Genomic DNA, 16,410 nt, shown 5'->3' on the forward strand with positions numbered 1-16,410 from the left:
CACCATGACGCGCGGCAAATGGCTGGCAGCCTTGTGCCTGGTGCCTTTCGCACTGTTCTTTATCGTGTTCCAGATCGCCCCGCTGTCCTGGGTGATGATCAACAGCCTGCAATCGGAAGAGTTCGGCTGGGGCATCGCCAACTTCACCAGGATTTTCAATTCGAAGTTCTATCTGCAAGCAATCCAGTTCAGCCTCGAGATCAGCTTCTGGTCCAGCGTGTTCGGGATCATCATCGCGGTGCTCGGCGCCTACTCCCTGCGCCGGGTCGACTCGAAACTGCGCAACTTCGTCAACGCCTTCGCCAACATGACCAGCAACTTTGCCGGCGTGCCTTTGGCCTTCGCGTTCATCATTCTGCTGGGTTTCAACGGCAGCTTCACCATCATGCTCAAGCAGGCCGGGATCATTCAGGACTTCAACCTGTATTCGAAAACCGGGCTGATCATTCTCTACACCTACTTCCAGATTCCGCTCGGCGTGTTACTGCTCTACCCGGCCTTTGATGCCCTGCGCGAAGACTGGCGTGAATCCGCCGCGCTGCTCGGCGCCAACGGCTGGCAATACTGGCGGTACATCGGTTTGCCCGTGCTGACCCCGGCGCTACTCGGCACCTTCGTGATCCTGCTGGCCAACGCCCTGGGCGCGTACGCCACGGTGTACGCCCTGACCACCGGCAACTTCAACGTGCTGACAATCCGCATTGCGGCGATGGTTTCCGGCGACATTTCCCTTGACCCGAACCTCGCCAGTGCCCTGGCTGTGGTGCTGGTGGCGTTGATGACCCTGGTGACCATCGTGCATCAGCTGCTGTTGAAGAGGAGCTACCATGTCTCGCGCTGAACTGGGCCCCGTCGGCATCTACCACCGGGTGGTGGTGTATTTGCTGTTTGGCATACTGTTGCTGCCGTTGCTCGGGACGCTGATCTACTCGATCGCCAGCAGTTGGTCGGCGACCATTCTGCCCAGCGGCTTCACCGTTAAATGGTACGTGGAGCTGTGGAGCGATCCGCGATTTCTCCATTCGTTCGGCCAATCGCTGCTGGTCTGCGTCGGCTCGCTGATTCTGTCGGTGGTGCTGATTCTGCCGCTGCTGTTTGTGGTGCATTACCACTTCCCGAAACTCGATGCGCTGATGAACATCCTGATCCTGTTGCCCTTCGCGGTGCCGCCGGTGGTGTCGTCGGTGGGGCTGCTGCAGCTCTACGGTTCCGGGCCGTTCGCGATGGTCGGGACGCCGTGGATTCTGATCGGTTGCTACTTCACCGTGGCGCTGCCGTTCATGTACCGGGCAATCACCAACAACCTGCAGGCGATCAACCTGCGCGACCTGATGGACTCCGCCCAGCTGCTCGGTGCCAGCACCTGGCAAGCGGCGTTCCTGGTGGTGCTGCCAAACTTGCGCAAAGGTTTGATGGTGGCGTTGCTGCTGTCGTTCTCGTTCCTGTTCGGTGAGTTCGTGTTCGCCAACATCCTCGTCGGCACCCGCTACGAAACCCTGCAGGTCTACCTCAACAACATGCGCAACAGCAGCGGCCACTTCACCAGTGCGCTGGTGATTTCCTATTTCTTCTTTGTGCTGGTTCTGACCTGGGCTGCCAATATTTTGAACAAGGACAAAAGCCAATGAGCTTCGTCAGCGTCCAACACCTACTGAAAAGCTACGCGGGCACCACGGTGTTCAGCGACATCAACTGTGAAATCCAGAAGGGCGAGTTCGTCACCCTCCTCGGCCCGTCCGGTTGCGGCAAGTCCACACTGCTTCGCTGCATCGCCGGGCTGACCTCGGTGGATGGCGGCAAAATCCTGCTCGATGGCGTCGACCTCGTGCCGTTGAGCCCGCAGAAACGCGGGATCGGCATGGTGTTCCAGAGCTACGCGCTGTTTCCCAACATGACGGTTGAGCAGAACGTCGCCTTTGGTTTGCGCATGCAGAAGGTCAACGCCGACGACAGCCATAAGCGTGTTGCCGAAGTACTGAAACTGGTGGAACTCAACGACTTCGCCGCGCGTTATCCGCATCAACTGTCTGGCGGCCAATGCCAGCGAGTCGCCCTCGCCCGCTCGTTGGTGACCCGGCCTCGCCTGTTGTTGCTGGATGAACCGCTGTCGGCCCTCGATGCGCGGATTCGCAAGCACCTGCGCGAACAGATCCGTCAGATCCAGCGTGAACTCGGCTTGACCACGATCTTCGTCACTCACGATCAGGAAGAAGCCCTGACCATGTCCGACCGGATTTTCTTGATGAATCAGGGAAAGATCGTACAAAGCGGTGACGCCCAGACCCTTTACACTGCACCCATCGACTATTTTGCCGCTGGTTTCATCGGCAACTACAACCTGCTGGACGCCGACAGCGCCACCAAACTGCTGCAGCGACCGATTACCCACCGCATCGCGATTCGCCCGGAAGCCATCGAGCTGAGCCTCAACGGCGAACTCGACGCGCAAATCCGCAGCCACAGCCTGTTGGGCAACGTGATTCGCTACCGGGTCGAAGCCCGGGGCGTGGAATTGGTGGTGGATGTGCTGAACCGCTCGGCGGCCGATCTGCATCCCGATGGTCAGCGTCTGGCGCTTTCCATCGATCCAACGGCCTTGTGTGAGGTAGCCTGATGACTTTGCTGATGTTGAAGAGAGAACCGCACTGATGGCCCTGGCAATTTTTGATCTGGATGAAACCCTGATCCACGGCGACTGCGCCACCCTCTGGAGCGAGCAAATGGGCCGCCTGGGTTGGGTCGATCCCGAGTCGTTCATGCGTCAGAACAACGAACTGATGGACGCCTACAGCCACGGCAAGCTGCGGATGGAGGAGTACATGACTTTCAGTCTGGAGCCGATGATCGGGCGCACGCCGGAAGAGGTCGACCATTTGGTAGGGCCTTGGGTGGAAGACTTCATCGAGCCGATCATTTTCAGTGACGCCACCAAAGCCATTGCGGCCCATCGCAAGGCCGGTGATCGGATTTTGGTGATTTCGGCGTCGGGCACGCACCTGGTCAGGCCGATTGCCGATCGCTTGGGCATCGACGAGATTCTCGGCATCGAGCTGGAAGTGACGCATGGGGTGTATAGCGGCAACACGGTGGGCACGCTGACCTACCGCGAAGGCAAGATCACGCGCTTGCTGGAGTGGCTGGATGCGGAAGAGGAAAACCTCGAGGGAGCCAGTTTCTACTCCGACTCACGCAATGATTTGCCGTTGCTGCTGAAGGTGGATTTCCCACACGTGGTAAACCCGGATCCGGTGCTGCTTGAACACGCCGAAAAGGCCGGCTGGCCAATCCATATCTGGAAGTAAAAGCAAAAGATCGCAGCCTCGCTTCGCTCGACAGCTCCTACAAATGAATTACTTACACCTGTAGGAGCTGTCGAGCGAAGCGAGGCTGCGATCTTTTGGCAGCCAACCCGATTTCAGGTCAGGCTTTCGTCGATCACCAACACCAACTTTCCCGACACTTTATTAGTCGCCAACTCCGCAAACGCCGCTTCGGCGTCCTTGATCGGGAAGGTCTTGGCCAATTGCGGACTCAAACGTCCTTCAGCAAACAACGGCCAGACGTGTTGGCTGAGATCGCTGAACAGATCCGCCTTGAACTGCTCGTCGCGACTGCGCAAGGTCGAACCCAGCAGCTGCACGCGCTTGGCCAGTACCTGCGCCAGATCCAGCTGCGCCTCACGACCGCCCATCAGGCCGATCAGCACCCAACGGCCATCGCGCGCCATCAGTTTCAGATTCAGCGCGGCGTAGTTGCCGCCCACCGGGTCGAGAATCACATCGAATGGCCCCAGGTCGCTCAAGCTGTCCAGATCCCCGTTGCGCACGACCCCACCTTGGGCTCCCAGCGCTTCGCAGTAAGCCAAACGCTCGGCGGAACCGACGCTGACCCAGCACGGGTTACCAAACGCCTTGCACAGCTGAATGGCAGCTGAACCGATTCCACTTGCTCCGGCGTGCAGCAGAACTTTCTCACCCGGCTTGAGCGCAGCCAGTTGAAACAAATTCAGCCAAACGGTCGCATACACTTCTGGCAGCGCTGCGGCCTCAGCCAGGGACAAACCTTCGGGAACCGGCAACACATGCCGTCCGTCGACAACTACCTCCTCGGCCATCCCGCCCCCGGCCAGCAAGGCGCAAACCCGATCCCCGACGTGCCAGGACGAGCCCGGCCCCACCTCGCTGATGACCCCCGAACACTCAAGACCCAGTACCTGGCTGGCTCCCGGCGGTGGCGGATAAAGACCCGCCTTCTGTAACAAATCGGCGCGATTGAGACCCGCAGCCGCCACTCGAATCCGAACTTGTCCTACATCGCATGTAGGACTGGGCTCTTCAAGCCACTCCACTCGACCTTCAACGCCTTGCAATGCTTTCACAGTGCCTCCATAGTGAGTCTGGACTGAGCCCGTAGCTGTAGCGCCGGGCTTTCTTGCATTATGCGACCGGCCCTGGGGCCTATACGAAACCTAGCAGGCAGTTTTCGTACAGAGCCTAGTGGTACCGGCGACTTCAAAGACGGCCTAATATGCGTGATCAATTGTCCCCGCGTCGAATCAGCATGAAGCATTTTTTCCCCAGCACCGCCCTAGCCCTATTCATTGGTATCGGTCTGTTGCCGATGTCGACCAATTCGTTTGCAGCCAATAGCTGGGACAAGCTTCAGCCTGATCGTGACGAAGTGATCGCCAGCCTGAACGTCGTCGAGTTGCTCAAGCGCCATCACTACAGCAAGCCGCCGCTCGATGACGCGCGCTCCGTGATCATCTATGACAGCTATCTCAAGCTGCTGGACCCGTCGCGCAGCTACTTCATGGCCAGCGACATTGCCGAATTCGACAAGTGGAAAACCCAGTTTGATGACTTCCTCAAAAGCGGCGACCTGAATGCCGGGTTCACTATCTACAAGCGCTACCTGGACCGCGTCAAAGCGCGTCTGGACTTCGCCCTTGCCGAGTTGAACAAAGGCGTCGACAAGATCGACTTCACCACCAAGGAAACCTTGCTGATCGATCGCAAGGACGCCCCTTGGCTCAAGTCCACCGCAGAACTCGACGAGCTGTGGCGCAAACGCGTCAAGGACGAAGTGCTGCGGATGAAGATCGCCGGCAAAGAGCCCAAGCAGATTCAGGAAACCCTGACCAAGCGCTACAAGAATCAATTGACGCGCCTGGACCAGACCCGTCCGGAAGACATCTTCCAGGCGTACATCAATACCTTCGCCATGTCCTACGACCCGCACACCAACTATCTGTCGCCGGATAATGCGGAGAACTTCGACATCAACATGAGCCTGTCCCTCGAGGGCATCGGCGCCGTGTTGCAGAGCGACAACGACCAGGTGAAAGTCGTGCGTCTGGTGCCTGCAGGCCCGGCCGACAAGACCAAACTCGTCGCACCGGCCGACAAGATCATCGGCGTTGCCCAGGGCAACAAAGAGATGGTCGACGTGGTCGGCTGGCGCCTGGACGAAGTGGTCAAGTTGATCCGTGGGCCGAAAGGCACCGTGGTGCGCCTGGAAGTGATCCCGGCCAGCAATGCGCCGAACGACCAGACCAGCAAGATCGTCCCGATCACCCGCGAAGCGGTGAAGCTTGAAGACCAGGCGGTGAAGAAGTCGGTCCTCAACCTGAAACAGGACGGCAAGGACTACAAGCTCGGCGTCATCGAGATCCCGGCCTTCTACCTGGACTTCAAGGCTTTCCGTGCTGGCGATCCGGACTACAAGAGCACCACTCGCGACGTCAAGAAACTGCTGACCGAGTTGCAGAAAGACAAGGTCGACGGCGTGGTCATCGATCTGCGCAACAACGGCGGCGGTTCCCTGCAGGAAGCCACCGAGCTGACCAGCCTGTTCATCGACAAAGGTCCGACCGTTCTCGTGCGTAATGCCGATGGCCGGGTCGATGTGCTGGAAGATGAAAACCCGGGTGCCTTCTACAAAGGGCCGATGGCGCTGCTGGTCAACCGCTTGTCTGCCTCGGCTTCGGAGATTTTTGCCGGCGCCATGCAGGACTATCACCGCGCGTTGATCATCGGCGGCCAGACCTTCGGTAAAGGCACCGTGCAGACCATTCAGCCGCTGAACCATGGCGAACTGAAACTGACCCTGGCCAAGTTCTACCGGGTTTCCGGCCAGAGCACCCAGCATCAGGGCGTACTGCCAGACATCGATTACCCGTCGATCATCGACACCAAGGAAATCGGCGAAAGCGCACTGCCTGAGGCCATGCCGTGGGACACCATCCGCGCGGCCATCAAGCCTGCGGTCGACCCGTTCAAGCCATACATTTCGCAGCTTAAATCCGAGCATGACCTACGCTCGGCCAAAGACGCGGAGTTCGTGTTCATCCGTGACAAACTGGCCCTGGCGCAGAAACTGATGGCGGAAAAAACCGTCAGCCTCAATGAAGCCGATCGTCGTGCACAACACGCCGATATCGAAGCCAAGCAACTGGCCATGGAAAACATCCGTCGCAAGGCCAAGGGTGAAGAGCCGCTCAAAGAGCTGAAGAAAGAAGACGAAGACGCGATCGCGGCCGAGCCAGACAAGACCAAACCAGAAGACGATGCCTACCTGAGCGAGACCGGGCGGATTCTGTTGGACTACCTGAAACTCAATACCGCGGTAGCCAAGCACTAGGTTGTTACGAGCAAGGTTGTTACAAGCAAGATGATGGCAATTTAATGCTGACGCTCTCCGGAGCGTCATCATACAGTCATCATTCTGTCGTGAAATAAAGGACTGGGAGCCCCTCTTTATCCAAGAGAGTGCTCCCAGTCCTTTTTTTATCGCCAGAGAAAGCCATGACCACCACAGAACAGCTGAGTGCCTTGAGTTCCATACTGGCTCAAAGCGGTTTGCACAGCTTGTTCCAGCCGATCATTTCCCTCTCTGAGCGACGCATTGTCGGTTACGAAGCCCTCAGTCGCGGCCCCTCCAACAGTCCGCTGCACTCCCCCCTCGCACTGTTCGCCGTCGCCCGTCAGGCCGGCCGCCTGAGCGAGCTGGAAATCGCTTGCCGTCAAAGCGCCTGCCGACGCTTCAATGAGCAGCAACTGCCCGGCAAACTGTTCCTCAACGTTTCCCCTGAATCCCTGCTCGAAGCCGCCCACCAACCCGGTCGCACCCTGCAACTGCTGCAGGATTTCGGCATACCGCCGAGTCAGGTGGTGATCGAACTGACTGAACAAACCCCGACCGACGATTTCGAGCTGCTGCAAACTGCTCTGCATCACTATCGAGCGATGGGGTTTTCCATTGCTCTGGATGATCTGGGCGCAGGCTATTCGAGTTTGCGGCTGTGGTCTGAATTGCGTCCGGACTACGTGAAGATTGATCGACACTTCATCGACGGCATTCACCAGGACGCCCTCAAGCGCGAATTCGTCGGCTCGATCCTGCAAATCGCCAAGGCCTCACGGGCACAAGTGATCGCAGAAGGTATCGAGTTACCGGAAGAACTCGCCGTGTTGACCGAGATGGGCGTCGATCTGGTTCAGGGTTATCTGCTCTGCCGCCCCCAGGAACAGCCACCTCGTGATGCCCGAGCCCTGATGCCCAAACACGACAGCTCCGCCTTGGCGCTGAACGATGAAGGCAGCGACCTCAGCGCACTGCTCAACGACCAACCGGCAGTGGGTCGCGATACCCCGACCGCCACCGTCCTGGAAGCCTTTCGCCGCCAGGCCAACCTGAACTCCCTGGCGGTGCTCGACGAGCAAGGCCAGCCCTGTGGCATCGTCCACCGGCATTCGCTCTCCGATGCACTGCTCAAGCCTTTTGCCACCGACCTGTTCGCCCGCAAGCCGATCAGCCGTTTAATGAGTGATGACTTCCTCGCCGTTGAGATGAGCCAGTCGTTGCAACAAGTGAGTCGCCTGATCACCAGCCGCGCGCGGCAGCGCATCGAAGAAGACTTCATCATCACTCTCAACGGCGGTTACCTGGGATTGGGCCGAGTGATCGACGTACTCAAACTGATTACCGAACTGAAGATCCAGCAAGCCCGCTATGCCAACCCGCTGACCCTGCTACCGGGCAACGTGCCGATCCAGCAATGCCTGACGCGACTGCTGCAACAGCAACGGGAATCGGTGATCTGCTACGTGGACATCGACAGTTTCAAACCCTTCAACGACATCTACGGCTACGGCCGTGGGGACGAAGTCCTGCTGTGCCTGGCGCAATGCCTGAATGATCGCGTAGACCCTTCCCGCGACTTTGTCGGCCATATCGGCGGCGATGACTTCCTGCTGGTGCTCGGCCCGGAAGACTGGCGCAAACGCTTGAACCAGTTGCTGGATGACTTCCAGAGCCAATGCCGACGCTTTTATCGCAGCGAACATCTGGAAGCCGGCTGCTTCATTGCTCCAAACCGTCAGGGCGTGCGGCAGGAGTTTGCATTGTTGTCACTGTCGATCGGCGTGGTGCATTTACATCCACAGGCCTGTGGACAACTCGATGCAAGCCAGTTGGCGGAGATGGCATCGCAGGCCAAGCATCACGCGAAGAATGTGCCGGGGTATAGCCTGCATGTGATTGATAGTCTGGCGGTGCCTGAAGCCGAAGAAGAATTGCTCGTCGGGCAGCGGTGATTGCTGATCCTGATCGTTCCCACGCTCTGCGCGGGAACGATCATTCAACTCAGATTGAGGGCGGAGCCTCGGAACCGCGAGACGCCAACTCTTTCAGTTTAAGCTCGGCCAGCGGATGCCCAGCCTTCGCAGCAATCTCCCAAAACCGCGCAGCTTCAACCGCATCCGGCGCCTTGCTCGGCGTTCCGGCGAGACTGATCACGCCAACTTGATACGCCGCCTTGCCATCCCCCGCCAACGCCGCCAGGCGCAGCAATCGCACACCTTCCTCACGAGCCCCAAGGCCGACGCCGCGAAAGGTCAGGATGTGGCCATAGAAGCTCTGGGCGCCGACATCTCCCAGGTTCGCCATGCGTGCGAACTGGCCTTCGAGCCAGCTCCAGCCACGCGGTTGGCGCACAAACCATGACCAGTGAAACAAGCGGCGAGCCAGCCAGTAGCTGGCCCGCGCCTTGAGTTTTAAAAACACTCAGGCCTCTGCCGATTCGGGGTATTCGTACTCGAACACCCGCACCACTTCCGAGGCATGCCAGGACGCTGCGGCCACCCCATCGGACGGCCCGGAGAAACGCCCCAGACGCTCGACACACTCAAAGAACCCGGTACGCGGCAGGCGACTGGCGCCCTGGCTGATCACCAGCGAACTGCGCAGTGGCTGCTCGGCCTTGGCGTCCAGCGCGGCCAGATGCTCCAGGGCCGCCGTGAGGGTTAGCATGGCCGGCGTCGGCAATTGCAAACGTTCCAGCAGCGCCCGATAGGTCAAAAGATGTCGCTGACGGCGCGCCTGATCCAGTTCGCCCAGCAACCCGTCCCAATGTTGACGACTGATGCGTACGCTCACGATTCATCCCTCCACCCTGGCACCGTCAGTTCCCAGGCCAGGCTGCGGCGAATCGCAGCGTCGGGTAGACGCTCGCCACTTTCGATCAAGGCCAGATAAGACGGGCTGATGCCTACCGTGCGGGCCAACGCCTCGATGGCGATGCCCTTCCCTTCGCGCAAACTGCGTAGTTGATCCAGACCCGGAAGAATCTGGTCTGGTGTTGCCGCGTGACGCTCTGGGGCGACCCGCGGCGGTTGTTCATTGATGCCTGCTGCTTTTAGTAGAGCCTGATACTGAGCCCATGGCAGAACCGCATACTCGGGCTCTCCTTCGCGTGTAATTATCTGAATATCCATGACTACCCCGTAGGACAACAACACTTAGCGAGTCGGCACTTTTCCCTAGAAGTGTAATCCTAACAGCGGCCAAGGTCGCGGGGGTATCAATCTATGGATGAGACTGAATCAGTTCAGTTTTTTTTCGGACCCTGAAGTTGAAGTTGTTCCGGGGTATCGGGCAGGCGTTCAACCACTGCAAGCTTTTCCGGCAACTGACGCTTGCGCCAGGCGCGGAAGGCGTTGAGTTCATCGTCGAGAACTTTCATCAGCCAGGCCAGCACCGCAATGTCATCCAGCATGCCGAACACTGGAATGAAGTCCGGAATGGCATCCACCGGACTGAGGAAGTACATCAGGCCTGCCACGACCGATATCAGGGCTTTGGGGCTGATGGCCCGATACTCACCGCGCCAGTAAGCCAGGCAGAGTGCCTGCAACAGGCGTAGATCATCCTTGAGCTTGCCCAGCCGGTTACCCTGGCTGGCACCTTTGCTGGCTACCGCGAAGAGTAAGGTCGGCAAACGTCCACGCGCGAGCAAGCGTCCGGCCAGAGGCAGGAAACGAGCGAAATTCCAGGGTGTTTTCATTATTCCTCCCGCTGAAATGTTATCCACACAAATTGTGGATAACCTTGTGAACAGAGCTGCTTTTCACGGCTGAAAGCCCCGTTTCATAAGGGCCCAACTCAGATCGGGCGTTTTTTACTCACATAAAAAAGCCCAAGATTTCATTGACTTGGCGCTCTGGCGCGGCTAGCACGGGCGTCCTCAATGGCTATGACTCCAGCCTACAGCATCCGTTCGCTTTGTTTACCGTTGCTGAACGCCAGATGCAACAACGCCCCGCATAAGCGAGGCGTTGTTTTTAGAGCAGACGCTGATTACTTGGTAACGGCGTCTTGTTTTGCTGGATCCTTGATTGCCAGCAGTTCCAGATCGAATACCAGCACCGAGTTGGCTGGAATCGCCGGACTTGGGCTTTGGGCGCCGTAAGCCAGTTCGCTAGGGATGTACAGTTTGTACTTCTCGCCAACGTGCATCAGTTGCAGGCCTTCGACCCAACCCGGAATCACACCGCTGACCGGCAGATCGATCGGGCTGCCACGCTCGACGGAACTGTCGAAAACGGTGCCGTTGGTCAGGGTGCCGGTGTAGTGAACGGTCACTACGTCGGTCGGCTTAGGCTGTGCGCCATCGGCTTTCTTGACCACTTCATACTGCAGGCCCGAAGCGGTAGTGGTTACACCGGCTTTCTTGGCGTTGTCTTCGAGGAATTTCTTGCCGGCAGCTGCCGACTCTTCGCTCATTTTGGCCATACGCTCTTCAGCACGCTTTTGCAGTGCTGCGAAGGCTTCGACCAGTTCGTCATCCTTCAGCTTCTGTTCTTTCTTGCCGACGGCATCTTCGATGCCTTGGGCTACGGCTTTGGAGTCCAGATCATCCATGCCTTCCTGAGCCAGGCTCTTGCCCATGTTCAGGCCAATCCCGTAGGAAGCTTTTTGCGCCGGGGTTTTCAGCTCTACGCTGGTCTGCGAATCACAACCCGCAAGTACCAGGCTAACCAGGGCCACCGCCGCCGCCAACCGATGCTGTTTCATGCTATTTCCTTGTTCATGCGCCTAAAGGGCAATCGAATAAAGCCGCGAGCTTATCAGGCGGCCACGACCAATGGCTACCGGCATGAGAGCAGGAAACTTCTGATAAGTTCAGGTGTTTTAACGCATTTCGGGAATGGGCTGATGAAGCTTCTGTCATCTTGCGCCCACAGAGACCGATGGCAGAACCCCCAGCATCTGGCGTAATGGCCACTTGCCGCACCTCCGGTTGCTAAGGCATAAGGGAGCTACAAATCGACAAGGACGTTTATCTTGCGCCTCTTCTTTCGCTTGCTGGTTCTGTTCGCAGTTCTGCTGGGGCTGGGCCTCGCCGTGGTTCTGTATTACGTTGCCAATCCTAAACTGCCGGCCTGGTCACCCGTGCAGCAGGTGCACTACCTGGAGCAATGGAGCGCCGCCGACCGTGAGACTTACTACTTCACGCCCCAGGGCACTCAGGTCAAAGGCTTGCGCTATGACTGGTTCAAGGCCCTCGAATTACCGTTCTCGCAACAGCGATTCGCCGCCCCCGAATACCTCGCCCGCTTCGGTTTTCTGATCGACCCCAGCCAGAGACCCACGCCGAACAACCCCGGCAATCTGCCAGTGGGCTTTGCCCGTCATCAGAACCCTGGAAGCCAGGACGAGTTTCTGGACATTACCTGCGCCGCCTGCCACACCGGCGAACTGCGCTTTAACGGCCAGGCCGTGCGCATCGATGGCGGTTCGGCTCAGCACGTTCTGCCATCCAGCGTTCCTACGTTGCGCGGCGGCAGTTTCGGACAAGCGCTGGTAGCGAGTCTGACGTCGACTTACTACAACCCGTGGAAATTCGAACGTTTCGCACGCAACGTATTGGGCCAGGACTACGATGCCCGGCATCAACAACTGCGCAAAGATTTCAAAGTCTCTCTCGACACCTTCTTGAAGGTGGCCTGGAACGACACCCATCGCGGGCTCTATCCCACCGAAGAAGGCCCCGGCCGCACCGACGCTTTCGGGCGCATTGCCAACGCCAGTTTCGGCGATGCTATTTCCCCCGCCAACTACCGTGTAGCCAACGCTCCGGTCGACTATCCGCAACTGTGGGACATGTGGACCTTCGACTGGGTGCAGTGGAACGGTTCGGCGCAGCAACCGATGGCCCGCAACATCGGTGAGGCCTTGGGCGTGGGTGCCACGCTGAATTTCTTCGACGCTAACGGCCAACCGCTTAAAGGAGACGCCCGTTATCCGTCCAGTGTCCGCTTGCGCGATCTGCACCTGATCGAACAAACCCTGCAACGGCTCAAACCACCGGCCTGGCCAGAAGAATTGCTGGGGGCCATCGACAAAACCCAGGCTGCAAAAGGTCGCGAATTATTCACTGAGAACTGCGCCGGCTGCCATGTACCTCGATCGGTCCAGAGCGACGAGCGCTGGACGCAACATTTGAAAATGCTGCCCGTGGAGTTCATCGGCACGGACCCCGGCGCGGCCAATAACATTGCCGACCATCGCTTCGACCTCACAGCCTTGCAATGGGATCCGGCAGAGCTGGCGCGACTGGATGTGCAGTTGCAGCCGACGCCCACCGAACCGCTGGATTTGAGCAAGCTCTCATCGGCTAAAGGGTTGGCCTACGTCACCGCTTTCGTCGGAAACCGGGCCTTCCGTGAAGCAAACATTCCTGCGGCCGAACGACCGGACATGGATGGCTTCGGCCTGCCGATTGGCGTGCGCGAATTGCGCGCCTACAAGGCGCGACCATTGGCGGGAGTCTGGGCCACCGCACCGTTTCTGCACAACGGTTCGGTGCCGAGCATTTATCAGTTGCTCTCGCCCCAGGATGAACGCGCAACCACCTTCTACAAGGGCACTTTCGAGTACGACCCCAGGCACCTGGGTTATCGCACCGAGGCCTTCACCAATGGCTTCATGTTCGACACACGCATCACCGGCAATCACAACAGCGGTCACGAATTTCGGGCAGGCATGCGTGGCAACGGCGTCATCGGTCGCCTGCTGCAACCAGAAGAGCGCTGGGCGCTGCTGGAGTATCTGAAAGTGTTGGGCGGTCCGTTAGAGGCACAATTGCCATGAGCAGACTCTGGATGCGTTTTGGCGCCTTTCTCGGCAAAACCCTGTTGTGGTCGCTGGGTCTTGGATTGCTCGGCTGGGCGCTGGCCACGGCGTGGTTCGCCTGGCACCACAGCGGCCCGGTTTCGGCTGAAGAACTGATTCCGGATGGCGAATCAGCGATGACCCAAGACATCATCCAGACGGCCGTGCGCATCGTCGATCAGCACCGTGAAAGCATCCGCTACCTGCGCGACGCCCATGCCAAGGCCCATGGCTGCGTGAAGGCCGAGGTTCAGGTGCTGCCGGACCTGGCGGGCGAACTGCGTCAGGGTGTGTTCAGCGAACCCGGCAAAACCTGGCAAGCGACGATGCGGCTGTCCAACGGCAATGCCTACCCGCAGTTCGACAGCATCCGCGATGCACGGGGCATGGCGATCAAGTTGCTCGATGTGCCCGGTAAACAACTGCTGCATGACCAACAGAGTCGTGGTGAACAGGACTTCGTGATGTTCAGCCATCCGAATTTCTTTGTCAGCAATGTCGCCGAGTATCGTCAGAATGTGGCCGCACAGGCTGACGGCAAGAAGCTGATGGCGTTCTTTCCGGGTTGGGACCCGCGGACCTGGCAGGTTCGCCATCTGTTTATCGCGCTGGCGACACTGTCACCCGCCCCGCAAAGCCCGACCCAGACGACTTACTTTTCGGTTTCACCCTACAAATTCGGCGAAGCCAATGCCAAGTTCCGCGTCATGCCCGATCCGACAAGCTGCCCGACCTACAGCTTGCCCGCGCAAAACCAGAAGTTGCCGAACTTCCTGCGCAATGCGCTGAACCAGCAACTGTCGACCGACCGGATGCCGGCCTGCTTCGTCCTGCAGATACAACGCCAGGACCCGGCCAAGTACATGCCGATCGAAGACACGAGCATTGAGTGGCAGCAAAGCGATGCGCTGTTCGAGACCGTGGCGCGGATCAACGTACCCGCCCAGGACTTCGATACGCCTGCGCTGAACGTGCAATGCGATAACCAGTCGTTCAACCCGTGGTTTGGCCTTGAGGCTCATCGCCCCATTGGCGGCATCAACCGGTTGCGCAAAGCCGTGTACGAAGCCGTGAGCGACTACCGACACAGCCGCAACGCCGAACAATAAGAAGGCAAAACGAAAGAAAGCGACCCGAAGGTCGCTTTCTCGGTGGAGCCTCGGCAGAAGCCAAACCCCAGACAGCAAAAAGCCCGCATTAAGCGGGCTTTCTGTGGTGACCTGGCGTTCAGCGTTCCAGGTTACCGAATATGGCGCAGCGGACGGGACTCGAACCCGCGACCCCCGGCGTGACAGGCCGGTATTCTAACCGACTGAACTACCGCTGCGCGTAGCGTTGAAAGTAAGTGGTGGGTGATGACGGGATCGAACCGCCGACATTCTGCTTGTAAGGCAGACGCTCTCCCAGCTGAGCTAATCACCCTTTACCTTCGTTGCGGGGCGCATTGTGCCACAGATTTTCATAAAGTGTTGATTTAATTGAGTAATTTTTCAAAAAAATCTGAAAACCCATAAAACGACGCGACCTGCAGGAACAACGTACAAACTTTGGACAGAAAAAAACCCGCGTTAAGCGGGCTTTTCCGTGGTGACCTGGCGTTCAGCGTTCCAGATAACCGAATATGGCGCAGCGGACGGGACTCGAACCCGCGACCCCCGGCGTGACAGGCCGGTATTCTAACCGACTGAACTACCGCTGCGCGTAACACTGGAAGCGAATGGTGGGTGATGACGGGATCGAACCGCCGACATTCTGCTTGTAAGGCAGACGCTCTCCCAGCTGAGCTAATCACCCTTCACTTTCGGTGTGGCGCGCATTCTACGGAGCGACCACATCTCTGGCAAGCACTTTTTAAATTAATTTTTTCAGGCCTTCCAAAGGCTTAGAGAAGGGTTGGCCTATGGCGCTGCGAAGAGAATAATGCCCCCCTTTGTATAAAGGAGAGACTCGCCCCATGTGGTTCAAAAACCTGCTTATCTATCGCCTGACCCAAGATCTGCCTTTTGATGCCGAGGCGTTGGAAACTGCACTGGCCACCAAACTGGCGCGTCCATGTGCAAGCCAGGAGTTGACCACCTACGGTTTCGTCGCGCCATTCGGCAAGGGCGAAGATGCTCCGCTGGCGCACATCAGTGGCGACTTCCTGCTGATCGCCGCCCGTAAAGAAGAACGCATTCTGCCGGGCAGCGTCGTGCGTGACGCGGTGAAGGAAAAGGTCGAAGAGATCGAAGCGGAGCAAATGCGCAAGGTCTACAAAAAGGAACGCGACCAGATCAAGGATGAAATCATCCAGGCCTTCCTGCCACGCGCCTTTATTCGTCGCTCGTCGACTTTCGCTGCCATCGCGCCGAAACAGGGCCTGATCCTGGTCAACTCGGCCAGCCCGAAACGTGCCGAAGACCTGTTGTCCACCCTGCGTGAAGTCATCGGCACGCTGCCGGTACGTCCGCTGACCGTGAAGATGTCCCCTACCGCGACCATGACTGAATGGGTCACCACCCAGAAAGCCGCGGACGATTTCTTCGTGCTGGACGAGTGCGAGCTGCGTGATACCCACGAAGACGGCGGTATCGTGCGTTGCAAGCGCCAGGACCTGACCAGCGAAGAAATCCAGCTGCACCTGAGCACCGGCAAAGTGGTCACTCAGCTATCGCTGGCCTGGCAAGACAAGCTGTCTTTCGTTCTTGACGACAAGATGGTGGTCAAGCGCCTGAAGTTCGAAGACCTGCTGCAAGACCAGGCGGAACAGGACGGTGGCGAAGAAGCCCTCGGCCAACTGGACGCCAGCTTCACCCTGATGATGCTGACCTTCGGCGACTTCCTGCCGGCACTGGTTGAAGCGTTGGGCGGCGAAGAGACTCCGCAGGGGATCTAAAAGTTTGTGATCTCAAACTGTGGGAGCGAGCCTGCTCGCGAAGGCGTCATGTCAGTCAGCATCATTGTTGAATGACAGAC

General features: G+C 58.4%; 15 protein-coding genes and 4 tRNA genes. 9 read left to right on the plus strand and 10 right to left on the minus strand.

What is annotated here, in order from left to right; genetic code table 11:
- Positions 1-4: 4 nt before the first annotated feature.
- From ACYZTZ_RS19885 to ACYZTZ_RS19900, 4 genes are read left to right on the plus strand one after another with little or no spacing between them, the layout of a single operon-like run.
- The gene (locus ACYZTZ_RS19885) at positions 5-841 is read left to right on the plus strand and encodes an ABC transporter permease (protein WP_162247448.1); all 837 of its coding nucleotides are present in this window, start codon (positions 5-7) and stop codon (positions 839-841) included.
- Positions 828-1,628 carry an ABC transporter permease gene (locus ACYZTZ_RS19890; RefSeq protein ID WP_046049146.1) on the plus strand — a complete coding sequence of 267 codons (801 nt, stop codon included), beginning with the start codon at positions 828-830 and terminating at the stop codon, positions 1,626-1,628. Before ACYZTZ_RS19885 ends, ACYZTZ_RS19890 begins: the two co-directional genes overlap by 14 nt.
- A complete protein-coding gene (locus ACYZTZ_RS19895; protein ID WP_046049145.1) occupies positions 1,625-2,614 on the plus strand; it encodes an ABC transporter ATP-binding protein in 990 nt (329 codons plus the stop codon). Before ACYZTZ_RS19890 ends, ACYZTZ_RS19895 begins: the two co-directional genes overlap by 4 nt.
- 34 nt (positions 2,615-2,648) lie before the next feature.
- A complete protein-coding gene (locus ACYZTZ_RS19900) occupies positions 2,649-3,302 on the plus strand; it encodes an HAD family hydrolase (protein ID WP_461999472.1) in 654 nt (217 codons plus the stop codon).
- Positions 3,303-3,415: 113 nt separating this feature from the next.
- On the opposite strand, the gene ACYZTZ_RS19905 is transcribed toward ACYZTZ_RS19900, so the two are convergent.
- Positions 3,416-4,378, minus strand: a complete 963-nt coding sequence (locus tag ACYZTZ_RS19905) for a zinc-binding dehydrogenase (protein WP_461999473.1) — start codon at positions 4,376-4,378, stop codon at positions 3,416-3,418.
- Between the two features lie 182 nt (positions 4,379-4,560).
- Here ACYZTZ_RS19905 and ACYZTZ_RS19910 point away from each other — a divergent pair, with 182 nt between their 5' ends.
- On the plus strand, positions 4,561-6,642 hold the full coding sequence (locus ACYZTZ_RS19910; protein WP_177338863.1) for a carboxy terminal-processing peptidase: 2,082 nt from the start codon (positions 4,561-4,563) through the stop codon (positions 6,640-6,642).
- Between the two features lie 164 nt (positions 6,643-6,806).
- Positions 6,807-8,597 carry a bifunctional diguanylate cyclase/phosphodiesterase gene (locus tag ACYZTZ_RS19915; RefSeq protein WP_461999474.1) on the plus strand — a complete coding sequence of 597 codons (1,791 nt, stop codon included), beginning with the start codon at positions 6,807-6,809 and terminating at the stop codon, positions 8,595-8,597.
- Between the two features lie 49 nt (positions 8,598-8,646).
- Here ACYZTZ_RS19915 and ACYZTZ_RS19920 read toward each other — a convergent pair whose 3' ends face one another.
- From ACYZTZ_RS19920 to ACYZTZ_RS19940, 5 genes are all read right to left on the minus strand, one after another.
- Positions 8,647-9,066, minus strand: a complete 420-nt coding sequence (locus ACYZTZ_RS19920) for an SEL1-like repeat protein (protein WP_461999475.1) — start codon at positions 9,064-9,066, stop codon at positions 8,647-8,649.
- A complete protein-coding gene (locus ACYZTZ_RS19925; RefSeq protein WP_046049139.1) occupies positions 9,067-9,438 on the minus strand; it encodes a hypothetical protein in 372 nt (123 codons plus the stop codon). It abuts the gene before it with no gap.
- The gene (locus ACYZTZ_RS19930; RefSeq protein WP_123369006.1) at positions 9,435-9,776 is read right to left on the minus strand and encodes a helix-turn-helix domain-containing protein; all 342 of its coding nucleotides are present in this window, start codon (positions 9,774-9,776) and stop codon (positions 9,435-9,437) included. The genes ACYZTZ_RS19925 and ACYZTZ_RS19930 overlap by 4 nt, the downstream gene beginning before the upstream one ends.
- A 113-nt stretch (positions 9,777-9,889) precedes the next feature.
- The gene (locus tag ACYZTZ_RS19935) at positions 9,890-10,345 is read right to left on the minus strand and encodes a YkvA family protein (RefSeq protein WP_056742472.1); all 456 of its coding nucleotides are present in this window, start codon (positions 10,343-10,345) and stop codon (positions 9,890-9,892) included.
- A gap of 293 nt (positions 10,346-10,638) precedes the next feature.
- Entirely contained in the window at positions 10,639-11,355 is a 717-nt protein-coding gene (locus ACYZTZ_RS19940) for an FKBP-type peptidyl-prolyl cis-trans isomerase (protein WP_046056545.1), read from the minus strand.
- A 270-nt stretch (positions 11,356-11,625) separates the two neighbouring features.
- On the opposite strand from ACYZTZ_RS19940, the gene ACYZTZ_RS19945 reads away from it, so the two are divergent.
- Entirely contained in the window at positions 11,626-13,434 is a 1,809-nt protein-coding gene (locus ACYZTZ_RS19945) for a di-heme-cytochrome C peroxidase (RefSeq protein WP_461999476.1), read from the plus strand.
- Entirely contained in the window at positions 13,431-14,564 is a 1,134-nt protein-coding gene (locus ACYZTZ_RS19950; RefSeq protein ID WP_461999477.1) for a catalase family protein, read from the plus strand. Before ACYZTZ_RS19945 ends, ACYZTZ_RS19950 begins: the two co-directional genes overlap by 4 nt.
- 141 nt (positions 14,565-14,705) lie before the next feature.
- Here the strand turns inward: ACYZTZ_RS19950 and ACYZTZ_RS19955 are convergent.
- The 4 genes from ACYZTZ_RS19955 to ACYZTZ_RS19970 all read right to left on the minus strand — a co-directional run bounded on the left by ACYZTZ_RS19955 (position 14,706) and on the right by ACYZTZ_RS19970 (position 15,249).
- Positions 14,706-14,782: transfer RNA gene (locus ACYZTZ_RS19955), tRNA-Asp, on the minus strand.
- Between the two features lie 19 nt (positions 14,783-14,801).
- A tRNA-Val gene (locus ACYZTZ_RS19960) sits at positions 14,802-14,877 on the minus strand.
- A 200-nt stretch (positions 14,878-15,077) separates the two neighbouring features.
- Positions 15,078-15,154 (minus strand) — tRNA-Asp (locus ACYZTZ_RS19965).
- A gap of 19 nt (positions 15,155-15,173) precedes the next feature.
- Positions 15,174-15,249 (minus strand) — tRNA-Val (locus tag ACYZTZ_RS19970).
- Between the two features lie 160 nt (positions 15,250-15,409).
- On the opposite strand from ACYZTZ_RS19970, the gene rdgC reads away from it, so the two are divergent.
- On the plus strand, positions 15,410-16,330 hold the full coding sequence (rdgC, locus tag ACYZTZ_RS19975; RefSeq protein WP_046056543.1) for a recombination-associated protein RdgC: 921 nt from the start codon (positions 15,410-15,412) through the stop codon (positions 16,328-16,330).
- The last annotated feature ends 80 nt before the right edge of the window (positions 16,331-16,410 follow it).

The sequence above is a fragment of the Pseudomonas sp. LB3P58 genome, assembly GCF_054897895.1.

Excerpts from the sequence above, each read along its gene's own strand:
- ACYZTZ_RS19885 (WP_162247448.1), top strand. The coding sequence starts at position 5 with ATGACGCGCGGCAAATGGCTGGCAGCCTTGTGCCTGGTGCCTTTCGCA.
- ACYZTZ_RS19890 (WP_046049146.1), top strand. The coding sequence starts at position 828 with ATGTCTCGCGCTGAACTGGGCCCCGTCGGCATCTACCACCGGGTGGTG.
- ACYZTZ_RS19895 (WP_046049145.1), top strand. The coding sequence starts at position 1,625 with ATGAGCTTCGTCAGCGTCCAACACCTACTGAAAAGCTACGCGGGCACC.
- ACYZTZ_RS19900 (WP_461999472.1), top strand. The coding sequence starts at position 2,649 with ATGGCCCTGGCAATTTTTGATCTGGATGAAACCCTGATCCACGGCGAC.
- ACYZTZ_RS19910 (WP_177338863.1), top strand. The coding sequence starts at position 4,561 with ATGAAGCATTTTTTCCCCAGCACCGCCCTAGCCCTATTCATTGGTATC.
- ACYZTZ_RS19915 (WP_461999474.1), top strand. The coding sequence starts at position 6,807 with ATGACCACCACAGAACAGCTGAGTGCCTTGAGTTCCATACTGGCTCAA.
- ACYZTZ_RS19930 (WP_123369006.1), bottom strand. The coding sequence starts at position 9,776 with ATGGATATTCAGATAATTACACGCGAAGGAGAGCCCGAGTATGCGGTT.
- ACYZTZ_RS19935 (WP_056742472.1), bottom strand. The coding sequence starts at position 10,345 with ATGAAAACACCCTGGAATTTCGCTCGTTTCCTGCCTCTGGCCGGACGC.
- ACYZTZ_RS19940 (WP_046056545.1), bottom strand. The coding sequence starts at position 11,355 with ATGAAACAGCATCGGTTGGCGGCGGCGGTGGCCCTGGTTAGCCTGGTA.
- ACYZTZ_RS19950 (WP_461999477.1), top strand. The coding sequence starts at position 13,431 with ATGAGCAGACTCTGGATGCGTTTTGGCGCCTTTCTCGGCAAAACCCTG.
- rdgC (WP_046056543.1), top strand. The coding sequence starts at position 15,410 with ATGTGGTTCAAAAACCTGCTTATCTATCGCCTGACCCAAGATCTGCCT.